The sequence below is a fragment of the Colwellia piezophila ATCC BAA-637 genome, from assembly GCF_000378625.1.
Taxonomy (GTDB): domain Bacteria; phylum Pseudomonadota; class Gammaproteobacteria; order Enterobacterales; family Alteromonadaceae; genus Colwellia; species Colwellia piezophila.
Window position 1 is genome coordinate 274746 of the sequence record NZ_KB905167.1, and the last position, 12292, is coordinate 287037.

Below are 12292 nucleotides of genomic sequence, written 5' to 3' on the forward strand. Positions count from 1 at the left end.
TCAGCAACTTGATATGAAATAACTCGAGTAATACTTAAATCTTGTTTTGCAGCATTAATTGCCGCTTGATCTGGTTTTGATTTTCACCGTTTGGCTTTGTTTGTTAATCAAAAACTGCCAATCGGGATTCAGGCTACCGGCATTGGCAGCGATAAGAGTATGCTGCGCTTACTGTTGACAATCTTGTGGAATTTCATGTTTCGCTAAATATTCAGGGAAGCAACTAAAACTAAGCTCACATGAGCAACTTATTTAGCGAGTATACAAGGCCATTAGGCAATAAATTAACTTTATATCCAGCAGGTGAAGGTAAAAAAACTGAATTTAGCCAAACTATTACAGACATCGCCATCTGATGCGCACTTTTACTTTTGCGGCCCGAAAAAAATGATAAATGCGTTACTCAGTATTACCCAGCCGCCAAGCACATTCCCACTAGTAATGAAACATTGCATAATCCCTTAGATAAGCTATAAAATATATTCAATCCTTAAACTAAGTTAAGCGTGTTTAAAGCTTTAGATAAGGAGATTAAAAACTCTTTAGTAGTCATGTAAACAGGGGCAGTTCATCTATGATTAATTATTTAAAGTTTTGCTTTTTTTCTACCTGCTTATGCCTGTTCACCTCAACGGTGGCCGCTGAAAATGATGATTTAAGTTCCATGGTTATTGTTACAGGTCCTTATCCACCAGCTATCAATGAAGAAAATGAGGATAAAGGTTACGTATCTAGACTTATTTCCGATGCTTTTTCGCTAGAAGGTATTAAGGTGACCTTTATCTTTGTGCCCTGGGCCCGAGGCTTGCGAATGGTAAGGTTGGGTCATGAAGCTTGTATTATGTATTACGGAAAAACACCTGATAGAGTTAAATCTTTTATTTTTAGTGAACCACTGTTTGAAGAAGAGTGGCTTTTTTTCCATTTAAAAAGTACCCCTGTTAAGTGGCAAAAATTAACTGATTTATCTCGATATATCATAGGGGCAACATTGAGCTACACCTATAGCGAAGAATTTCATAAACTGGCTGACGAGAAAGAATTAAGTGTGCACTGGGTTGCCAGAGATAAGCAAAACTGGAAAATGCTCATGGCAGGTAAAATTGATCTTTTTCCCAGTGTAAAAACTGGTTGGTATCAATTGCGGGAAATTTATAGTGAAGCAGCAATCAAGCAGATCACCACCCACCCTAAACCACTAAAAACACAGTTAAACTATTTACTCTGCTCTAGGGAACATCCCAATGCCGAGTACTTCAGAGACAAGTTTAATCAAGGCTTCGCTAAGTTAAAAAAATTGCGTCCAATCTCGTATTATATTCCTGATAGTAACGGCGAAACGTGGCCAGTTGAAATCAACTAAATCATTTAAATCAACTCAATTAATAAAATAAATAAGCATAAAAACTATAAGTTTTTGTAACTAAAAATCATTTTATTGAAAGTAATTAGGTAGATATTATGAAAAACTTAACAATGTTTTTACTCGCCTTATGTTTTTCTCAGACATGCTTTTCTGCCGAAAAAGAAAGCCTAAGTAACAGAGTAAAGCAACTTGAAATAGAAATACAGCAACTAAAAAAGGCAGTAAATACAGCGGATAACAATACTTCAGATAACAATACTGCAGATAGCAAAGCCGCTGAAAAAGAAGATACCGGTATTACTTTAGGCGGAGCTGTGCGTTTTCAATATGTGTATGAAGATTATAATGATAACAACTCCAGCCGTGGTGGCGACTTCGACTTTGATGTTTTTCGCCTTGATTTAAATGGCGAGATTGGCGGGGTGATATTATCAGCGCAATATCGTTGGTTTCAATATATGAATGTCATTCATCACGCTTGGGTTGGTTATGACTTTGATGAACAGTGGCAAGGACAAATGGGCATAACCCGCGTGCCCTTTGGCAATTTAAACTACAACTCTCACAACTATTTTTTTAGTAGTAATTATTATGTCGGCCTAGAAGATGATTATGATGCAGGCATTAAATTTATAAGAAAAAGTGATCAACATGATTTACGGATTGCCTTCTTCTTCACCGATGAAATGGGCGGCATAGATGGCTATGTTGATAATCGGTCGGATAGATATTCTTACGATATTGTTGGCGTTCGTGCAATTGACGAGGGCATATATGATCAACCTAACTTAGAAGCGGCTGAGCACAATACCTTAAGTTTACGTTATGCCTATCAGTTAGATAATGTTGAGCTAGGCTTTTCTTGGTTATCGGGAGACTTACGAGATGCGACTTCATCAATTGGTACACGAAGCGCTTTTGCGGTACATACTGATGCGCAATTCAATCGTTGGAATATAAAGTTGCAATATACCGACTACGAATATGATTTCGATGAGTACTCGCCCATGATAGCGGTAGGAGCTTATAGTTTTTATGACTCCATTCCCAGTGAAGCTAAGCTTTACACGGTTAATGTTGCTTACTTAAAACCGGTAAGTTTTGGTCCAATCACCTCATTAAATTTTTATAATAACTATAATTTAATGACTGATAAATCAGGTGACTTTACTAACGACACTATTATGAATGTATTAGGGGTCGCTATTTCAGCGGGGGCACTTTATACCTATGTCGACTTAGTCAGCGCAAAAAATCAACCTTTCGTTGGCGGTACTATGGCAGGCGATAGTGATGACTGGCAAACAAGATTTAATATCAACTTTGGTTATTATTTTTAAAAGCTTTTTAAGCTATTTTAAAATTGTGTAAAGAAAAAGTATTTACTGTATGAATATTCGAATGAAAATACAATTAAGTGTATTGTCTGCCGTCGTTATTCCCGGCATTGTCATTTCAGTTATATTAGCCATGTTTGTTACCGATAAAGCTTATGAACAATTTTATGATGTCTCTGAATGAGAAATCAGACAAGTCGAAAATGGCATGAAAATATTCTTTCGAGGTATAGAGGATAACGTTCAGTACCTGATAAATAACCCCAAGATCATTTCCGCTAATAAAGATATTACCAGTTATAAAGCGAATGCCAACAGCGTGTTAATGACCCCCTCACAAAATGGAGGCTTAGAGTCTTCAATATACACTATGTTTGAAAACTTTGGTGATAGCCATGAAAACCTGGCCTATGTTTATTTTGCTAATAGTGAAGGCGGTTATTTACAATGGCCTGCAGGAAATATTGGCGCTAATTATGATCCTAGAGAAAGGCCTTTTTACCAGACGGCGATGAAAAATAGCGGTGAAATCACTAAAACGAATGCTTATTATTTTGCTTTAGACGACGCCTCAATTATTAGTACAGTTGCTAAGGTTAATGATGAAAATGGCAATGTTATTGAGGTGCAAGGCATGGATGTGGGCTTAAAAGGTTTAACTGAAATTGTCAGGGAAATTAAACTTGGCGAGCAAGGTTATATCATGCTGTTACAAGAGGATGGCACTATTTTAGTCGATCCCAATAATACTCAAAACACCTTCAGAAATATCAACAGCTTATCCTGAGATGCTTTTAACGAAATAGCAAAATTACATTCAGGGCAACTCAGTATATTATTAGGCGATGTTGATTATGAAGTTAATATCATCACTTCAGCAGGCATTGATAGGGCATGATTCAAACCAGTACCCTAGCTCTGCTATTTATGCTCAAGGTGAAAGTTAGTTTTTTGAGGGCAGCATTCGCGTTAACTTCCGCTAGCTTGTGCAAGCGTATTTAGCTTTTGCAAGAGTAACCTTAGCAACTCTCCGCCTAATTGATTACTGACTAAACCATCTTTATTACCAATACTGCCTAATTCAACATTATGGAAACGTTTAGTGATGACGTTATTATTGTTAATAACGGTTAGGGTCAATTCATCAATAAACACAGCGCTGATTTTTATGCGGGTTTGTGCTTTACCTAATAAACGTTTTTTCTGCTTAGCCTTTTTGGACGCTATTATCGCTTGATTGATTTCAATTTTTTGGGGCTCTGGTCTGCTATCTAAGGCTTCTAAGGCCAAAGTTTCGCTACGTTCAGGGTGTTTTTTCGCATATAACTCAGCGCTCATATGCGGGTATAAGGCGGGATAATCAGTAGCGAGTTTAGTGTTAACTTCTTTAATCAAAACGTCTAAATTGCTTTGACCACTTTTCATTGTTTCTGACCAAACGCGTAAATTACTAAAACGAATTTCGCTAACATGCACTAAGCTAGTGGTTCTTTTTTCTATGCTAGGCGAGTCGAACTCGGTGGTTGGCACTTTTGCCAACTGCACTATAATTTTATCAGCGGTCATCAACTGAGGTTGAGTTAAGCCATCAATATTTGTTAAAGAAAAACCAGTAAAGCTAGTGAGGCCGGTATTACTTGAAAAATCTGTGCTGAGTAGTTGTGATTGTTGGCCACTATAATATTGACTTTGTAATAGGACCTGACTTTTGAGGTAATCATTTAACGAGCCGTTAGCGAGATACCACAACATGGTACTTAAAAATAATAATAGGGCAAAGGCTAGTATGGCTAATTTATTCAAGGATTTTTCTCTTTTTCGTTGATTTGCGTTAAGTGGCTAATATTTTAAGCTAAGTTGCTGGCCAGGTAAATGTTATTAAATGGTCTATAGGTTATAGTGCTTGTATATAATTATGCAAAAAAACGTACTTTTTCACCACACCACTCCTATGTTATTAGAGAACCTCTTTATGCCAAATAAGTCTGAGCCTACCACGACTTCAAACACGTCAGCTTTCACAAGCCGTTTACCCTTATTTATTCTAGTTGCCATTTTGGTGGCCTTAATTACTTATTTACAATGGCCAGAAGCGGAGCAAGAAAAAAGTAAATACCAGCGTGTAGTGACGGTGAAAATGGTGCCAGTAGTACTTGCTGAATTTATTGAAAGTGTCGAAGCAGTTGGTACTGCAAGGGCTAATGAGCAAGTAGTGATCACCAGTAAGTATTCTGATCTGATTGAACATATTTACTTTGAAGATGGTCAAAAAGTGAAAAAAGGGGCGGTATTAGTTAAACTGAATAACCAAGAAGAACTTGCAAAGGTTAATGAACTAAAAGCGAATCTGTCAGAGTCAAAGGCGCATTTAAAGCGTTTAACTGAATTATTAGCCAGTCGTGCTACATCAAAATCATTGGTCGAGCAACAAGAAGCGAAAACGAACGCTATTGAAGCGCAGTTAACCAGTGCCCGTGCCAAATTAAACGACTTGACCATTCGTGCGCCATTTTCTGGTGTATTAGGTTTTCGTGAAGTAAGTAAAGGGGCTTATGTTGACTCGGGTGATATCATTACTAGCTTAGATGATCTGAGTATGATCAAAGTAGACTTTTACTTACCAGAGCGTCTATTGACCCATATTCACGTAGGTCAAAAAGTGAGTGCTGCCAATACCGCTTATCGAAACAAAGAATTTATTGGCGAAATTACCGCTATTGATAGTCGTATTGACTCAAGTACTCGTAGTATCAAAGTGCGCGCAACTATAAACAACAAATCATTGCAATTATATCCGGGTATGTTGCTTAATATCAGCGTGTTATTACAAGTAGAAAATATACTGCAATTACCTGAAAGCAGTATCATTCCTATTGAGAATAGCCATTTCGTTTTCCTTGAAAAGGATGGTAAAGCTGTTCGTAAAGCAATAAAAATTGGTCGCCGTCATCCTGGTGTAGTAGAGGTTATCTCTGGCTTAGTCGAAGGTGAACAAGTCGTCGTAGAGGGCGCACTTAAGCTTCGCGATGGCTCTGCGCTAAGTATTATTGGTCAAGAAATAGAAGCTGATAAAATTGAAGACAAATCAGTTACTGCTGACCATGGGAGCAAAACCTAGTGATATTATCTGATTTATCGGTAAAAAGACCCGTTTTTGCTACGGTAATTAACTTACTTATTATTACCTTTGGTATTGTCGCTTTTTTGATGCTGCCATTAAGAGAATATCCTGATATTGATCCGCCTATCGTCAATATCAGTACTTCATACCCTGGCGCTTCTGCGGCCATTGTTGAAACCAAAATAACTCAATTACTTGAAGACCGAATTAGTGGTATAGAGGGGGTTAAAACAATTAACTCTAGTAGTCGTGTTGGTCGCTCAAGTATTACCATCGAATTTAATTTAGATCGCGATATTGATGCCGCGACCAATGATGTCCGTGACCGAATATCACGGGCATTAAATAACTTACCAGAGCAGGCTGATCCTCCTGAAGTATCTAAAGCGAATGACGATGAAAACGTTATTGTTTGGTTTGTTTTACAAAGTGAAACCATGAGCACGCTAGAGCTTACTGATTACGCAAATCGTTATATTGTTGACCGTTTTGCTGTGGTTGATGGTGTTGCTCGTGTCCAAGTGGGCGGTGGTCGTACTTATGCAATGAAAATACGCCTGAACCGCATTTCTATGGCAGCCCGTAATGTTACCGTGCAAGATATTGAAAAGACCTTACGCGATGAGAATGTTGAGTTACCTGCCGGGCGAATTGAGTCGATTGATAGAGATTTCTCTATTCGGGTAGAGCGTAGTTATTTATCAGCACAAGATTTTGCCAACATGGTTATTACTCACTCTGAAAGTAGCTCAGTGGTGCGCTTAGGCGATGTTGCTGAAGTGTTTGTCGGTGCACAAGATGATGAAAACATGTTCCGTGGCAACGGTAAAAACATGGTCGGTCTTGGTGTTATCAAACAATCTAAAGGCAATACCCTTGACGTAGTCAAATCCGCTAGAAAAGAAATGATTAATATCCGCAGTACTTTACCGGTAGGCACTACGATCACCAACAGTTATGACAGCTCTGTCTTTATTCAAGGCTCTATTGATGAGGTATATAACACTCTAATTATTGCTATGATAATGGTAGTTTTGGTTATCTTTTTATTCCTAGGTAATGTACGCGCCACCTTAATTCCTGCTGTAACAGTGCCGGTCGCTTTGATTGGCTCAATGATGGTTTTGTCATGGTTTGGTTTCTCTATTAACTTATTAACGCTACTGGCTTTAGTACTCGCCATCGGTTTAGTTGTCGATGATGCCATTGTTGTTCTAGAAAATATTTATCGTCGTATCGAAAATGGTCAAGCACCCTTAATGGCCGCTTATGAAGGCGGCAGAGAAGTAGCCTTTGCGGTTATTGCCACCACCTTAGTTTTAGTTTCCGTGTTTGTGCCCCTGGTGTTTTTATCGGGCAACATGGGCCGACTATTTACCGAGTTCGCTATCGCTATCGCCGCGGCTGTAATCTTCTCAAGCCTAACGGCTTTGTCATTAACGCCGATGATGTGCTCAAAAATGTTGAAGCACAGAGAGCGTAGTTCATCGTTTGGTCAAAAGCTTGATCGCACTTTTGCTCGCTTTGAAGCCGCCTATGGTAGAGCACTGAAAAACAGTATCCATCAACCCATGCTTATTGTCTTAGTACTGGCATTATCGTTAGCTGCGGTGTTTTTATTATTTAATAAATTACCTTCTGAATACACCCCTAAAGAAGATCGCGGTAACTTCTTCTTAATTATGAAAAGTGCGGAAGGCGCGAGTTATGAAAATAATGTTAAAAACATGCATAAAATAGAAGAAAAACTTTTAGGCTACCAAGAAGCGGGCGAGTTAGACCGCGTTATTGTCCGGGTTCCTGGTTTTGGTGGTACCGGTGGTATTGCTATTGTTGGTTTACCTGACTGGGATAAACGCAGTATTGATACCTTCAGTTTTATTAAAAAAATAAATGCTGATGTGCAAAGTGTTACTGATGTGCGCTCTTTTGCCATTATGCGTCGTGGTATCGGTGGCGGTGGGGCGGGTGATACCCCTATTTCCTTTGTCCTACAAGGTAATACCTTTGCAGAACTCGCCGAGTGGCGTGACATTTTAATTAAAGAAGCGCAAAAAAACCCTAAGCTGTCGAATATTAATAGCGACTATAAAGAAACCTACCCGCAATTATTAGTTCAAATTGATAGGGAACGTGCTTATGATTTGGGTGTTCCAGTAGGTGATATTGCCGAAACGTTAGAAGCGATGTTAGGGCAGCGCCGCGTTACCACCTTTGTTGACCGGGGTGAAGAATACGACGTTATTGTCGAAGGTGATAAAAAACAATATCAAAGTCCGACCGATATCGACAACCTGTATGTTCGCTCACGCACGACCAATAAATTAATCCCGTTGGCTAACCTATTAAATATCGCTGAAAATGCCACTTCATCGAGGCTTAATCGCTATAACCGTTTACGTAGTATCACCATTACCGCGAGCTTAGCTGATGGTTACGCTTTAGGTGATGCACTCGATTTCTTAGTCGATATCACTAAAAATAAACTGCCTGAGCATGTGCAAGTTGATTACAAAGGTGAGTCGTTATTATTGAAAGAATCAGGCAACTCAATTTTGTTTGTTTTCTTACTTGCCCTGTTAATTACTTATTTAGTCTTAGCTGCTCAGTTTGAAAGCTTTATTCATCCCTTTGTTATATTACTGACCGTACCACTGGCGCTAGTAGGTGCGCTCGCTGGGCTTGAACTCATGGGCATGAGTTTAAATATCTACAGCCAAATTGGTATTGTTATGCTCATTGGTTTAGCAGCAAAAAATGGTATTTTAATTGTCGAATTTGCTAACCAATTACGTGATAAAGGTGTTGCCTTTGAAGATGCCTTAATTAACGCTTCAAAGCAGCGTTTACGCCCGATTGTGATGACAACATTTACCACGGTATTCAGTGCTATTCCATTAGTGCTAGCGGTTGGTCCTGGCGCAGAAAGTCGTATGGTTATTGGTGTAGTTATTTTTGCCGGCGTATCCTTAGCCAGTGTTTTTACCTTGTTTATTGTCCCAGGTGCCTATTACTGGTTATGTCGTAATACCGGTTCACCCCAGGCGATTGCCAATGAAATCGAACAGGCTGAAAAGCTAAACAACTAGTCATAAACTGCTAACCCGTATTGTAAAAACCCTAGCAGACGAGAGTCGCTAGGTTTTTTTTTGTCATATAAGTACATTCAATCGGCAATGTTAAAGACTATTTTGTGTCTATTGCAGGCATTAGACTGAATTCACCCACCTGTTATTAGCTTTACTCAAATCAAAGAGAAGTAGAAATTCAACGTTGACAATAGTGCCATCCATAATTGGCAGTAGTAGGGTTACTATCAATCCGACATTAAATTTCTGGACACTTAGCTTGGTATTAAAATAATTTTTGTTATTCCTTTTCTAATTGAAGTAAGTTAAATTAAGATAAATGCATGTAAACAAGGACGAATTACATCAATACCACCTCAACACTTATCAACTCCCTTGGTAGCTTGACCAGAGATATGTATAAAGCCGATACAATAGATTCAATGATTGTATCACTACAAACTGAAATGGAGCTGTTATTTGGCTTTAATCTGACTTGGTTGTATGCCTTGGAAGACAACTGCAAAAAGACTTCTCAACTCATTTCTGTCGTTGGAAAAAAGCAGAAAGAAGTTGAAGCTAAATATCCGACTATCAATATTACTAACGATAAAATGATGGAACAAATCTTTAATAGTGATGCCCCTGTCTATGTTGAAGATGCTCGAATTGATCCTAGAACTGATAAAGAAATAGTTAGTGCACTGGACTATAGAACACTTATAAACTGCCAATTATCTTTGCATGGAGAAAGTATTGGTTTAATAGGGGCAGGGACATTTGGTTCTCAAGGTGTTCGAGTAATGTCGATTGATGAAATAGCTTACTTTTCCGCCTTGTCAAATGTTGTGTCAATCACCTTAGATCGTATTAGTTATCGTGAAAAGTCATTGCTTGACCCTCTCACGGGGTTAAAGAATAAACGTGGACTTGAAGTTAATGCTGAAACGTTATTGGCACTTGCACGGCGAAATAATCAAAGTGTCGCGGTTATCTTCATTGATATAGATAACTTTAAGCCCATTAACGATCAGTTTGGACATGATGTAGGTGACCAAGCTTTAATCACTTTTTCTCAATGTTTGAAAAACATATTGCGGCGTTCTGATTTTATAGCAAGAGTTGGTGGCGATGAGTTTGTTTTATTACTCTCAGATGTTGATGATGAAAGTTGTATTGATAAATTAATTGCTCAAATCAATGCAGAATACACTCTAATAAAGCCTCATAAAAACAACTTAAATATAACTTTTTCTGCCGGCTATGCTATTTTTCCTGAAGATGGCACTCAGTTGAATAAGTTAATTAATTTAGCTGATAAAAGAATGTATCAGGTAAAATCATTTCAAAAGAAATTGCTGTGAATTATCAATTTCATCAGCAGCCATTTTAATCTAAGTATAAGCAAGGAATATATGAAGTATAGGGGGGTATGTATACCCGTACCACTTGAAGATGCTCGTTTCAGGAAACCTGAGTGAATTATAATCGAGGCACATTTTTTGTTAATGGTTGTTCCCTTAAAAACAAATGTAACGACGAGTATGTTTTGCTCAGTTTTCCCCCAAGGGCTGGTTTATAAACGCTTTATGCTACGTTATTGATTTCGACAAGGGAACAACCATTCTCTTCAATCAATGCCTTGCCTAAAGGCGTTTATAATTCCAGCTGAATCCTGCATCTTCAGGTGGAACGGGTATATAACCCCTATTTTACTATTCGTTGATTAATCTAAAAAATTGTAAGTTAGCGCTTAAAAGAGTTCGTCGTTAATCGAATGACAAAGTGTTTTTCTACCTGTCAGTATCAAAATCCAAGTCATTCATTTTTTAAATTAATTCAATAGGGTTATTAGTTTCATATTGTTGGCCAAATTTACCTATGGCCATTCACTTAAAGTGCTAAAAGTAATTTTTGTTTAGAAATCAAATTGAACATAGACGGTATTATAGTTACTACCCCCTTTAATACGGCCAAACTGAGACGCTTTTTCAAAAATTGATGAACGGTGGTGCATGCTATAGCCGAGCCAAGTTTCATTGAGTGCACGAACATTAAAAATATCCCCTAGGTTAATATCAAAGCTGATATCAATAAAATTCATTAATTCACTGGGGCGATAACCTTTTTCTATCATCTCAGTCTCTTCAATATAAGTTACATTAGAAACATAAGACAAACCTTCAGCCACACCGATACGCCAGCGCACCGGCCAAGGAATGGTGTAATACGCTTTAATGGCCAACACAATTTCTTGCTCAGAGTCTTGTACTGCTGAATTCCAGTGCCAAATAAACCCCGGTGTTAAATAAATATCCAGTGGTAATGAAAATAACTCATCAGTTAATGGCAAGCCATAAAAAATGGAGCTGAGTTGATTATTATATTCATCTTTTAGGGAGTCGCCCCTGAGAATATCGCCCATATTTGATGGCGTCGCCCACCCATGGGCTAAGCGTAAATAACCATGATTATTAAGGTCAGCTTTGTTTGGGGTACTGATATCATTAAAGAAGGCAAAGCCTAAATAAGCTTCACTTTGCCAACGTTGATTTACCGCCTCACTTTGGTAAGCATTTTTATCAAGCATGGTCGCGTTGACAGAAGCGAGTAAATAAAAGTTACTGGCAACATGATAGCGTGTTTCTACACCAGCACTCACTTCAATACCCGCACCAATTTTTTCATCGGTAATTTCACCTAACGCGTAATAATGGCTATTAAAACTAGCACTTTTATAGCGAGCACTCACTTTGGGCATAAACTCCCAACTATCGTGCTGAAAGTACCAACTTTGGCTTACGTTAGCATAAGGATTACCTTCAAGATCGCTAAAGAGTTCAACATCAAAAAAACTATCATCTCCAAAGGACTTCCTCGCCTGAAAACCTAGGTCGATGGTGTCACCTTGTACCTGATTTTGATACTCAGCAGGAATATCAAAAAAGCGCATACGTGCCATGGCATTAAACTGCCAATCGCTGTTTTGATACAGATGAGCCCCGCCTTCAATACCACGAATAAAAAAAGTTTCTCCTTGGTAAAACATCATAGGAACAAAGCTAGTGACATTATCCGCTTGGGTATCGAAGGGGATTTCAGCATTCCGAAATAACACCCCTAAACCCCAGGTTTGCTCTTGAAATACTTTGTTGCTTGTTGAAGGTTCTGAGGCATTTTCACTCTTGGTGTGAGTACTTATTTGGGGTTTTGTTTGCGCACTTTTCTGAATGCTTTTTTCTGCATTCATAGCCGTAATGGTTTCAGCTAAGGGGCTTGCTGACAATAATAAGGTGAAGACAAGAGATATCGTTGCACAGTAACGCATTGTGATCCTTGGTAACTTTGTAGGCAAAGTAGTGTTAATTTTCCTTAGTGTAACATTTGTCAATTGTGGCGA

8 protein-coding genes are annotated in these 12292 nt (G+C 38.4%); 6 read left to right on the forward strand and 2 right to left on the reverse strand.

The annotated features are described in order from the left end of the window. Nucleotides 1-574: 574 nt before the first annotated feature. The 3 genes from F580_RS0115055 (at nucleotide 575) to F580_RS0115070 (ending at nucleotide 3490) form a co-directional block, all read left to right on the forward strand. Nucleotides 575-1363 (forward strand): substrate-binding periplasmic protein, encoded by a 789-nt coding sequence (locus tag F580_RS0115055; RefSeq protein WP_019028571.1) that lies wholly within the window; start codon nucleotides 575-577, stop codon nucleotides 1361-1363. A gap of 98 nt (nucleotides 1364-1461) precedes the next feature. Beyond that, nucleotides 1462-2706, forward strand: coding sequence for a porin family protein (locus F580_RS0115060; protein ID WP_019028572.1), 1245 nt, complete (start codon nucleotides 1462-1464; stop codon nucleotides 2704-2706). A gap of 205 nt (nucleotides 2707-2911) precedes the next feature. Then, nucleotides 2912-3490, forward strand: a complete 579-nt coding sequence (locus F580_RS0115070; RefSeq protein WP_019028574.1) for a cache domain-containing protein — start codon at nucleotides 2912-2914, stop codon at nucleotides 3488-3490. A 182-nt stretch (nucleotides 3491-3672) separates the two neighbouring features. On the opposite strand, the gene F580_RS0115080 is transcribed toward F580_RS0115070, so the two are convergent. Continuing rightward, the gene (locus F580_RS0115080; RefSeq protein ID WP_019028576.1) at nucleotides 3673-4506 is read right to left on the reverse strand and encodes a hypothetical protein; all 834 of its coding nucleotides are present in this window, start codon (nucleotides 4504-4506) and stop codon (nucleotides 3673-3675) included. A gap of 112 nt (nucleotides 4507-4618) precedes the next feature. Between F580_RS0115080 and F580_RS24625 the strand changes: the two genes are divergently transcribed. The 3 genes from F580_RS24625 to F580_RS0115095 all read left to right on the forward strand — a co-directional run bounded on the left by F580_RS24625 (nucleotide 4619) and on the right by F580_RS0115095 (nucleotide 10256). Continuing rightward, nucleotides 4619-5821, forward strand: a complete 1203-nt coding sequence (locus F580_RS24625) for an efflux RND transporter periplasmic adaptor subunit (protein ID WP_019028577.1) — start codon at nucleotides 4619-4621, stop codon at nucleotides 5819-5821. Continuing rightward, complete coding sequence (locus F580_RS0115090) at nucleotides 5821-8913, forward strand: efflux RND transporter permease subunit (RefSeq protein WP_019028578.1); 3093 nt, start codon at nucleotides 5821-5823, stop codon at nucleotides 8911-8913. The genes F580_RS24625 and F580_RS0115090 overlap by 1 nt, the downstream gene beginning before the upstream one ends. Nucleotides 8914-9308: 395 nt before the next feature. Further along, a complete protein-coding gene (locus F580_RS0115095; RefSeq protein ID WP_019028579.1) occupies nucleotides 9309-10256 on the forward strand; it encodes a sensor domain-containing diguanylate cyclase in 948 nt (315 codons plus the stop codon). Nucleotides 10257-10810: 554 nt separating this feature from the next. On the opposite strand, the gene F580_RS0115100 is transcribed toward F580_RS0115095, so the two are convergent. Beyond that, a complete protein-coding gene (locus tag F580_RS0115100) occupies nucleotides 10811-12220 on the reverse strand; it encodes a MipA/OmpV family protein (protein WP_019028580.1) in 1410 nt (469 codons plus the stop codon). Nucleotides 12221-12292 lie beyond the last annotated feature (72 nt).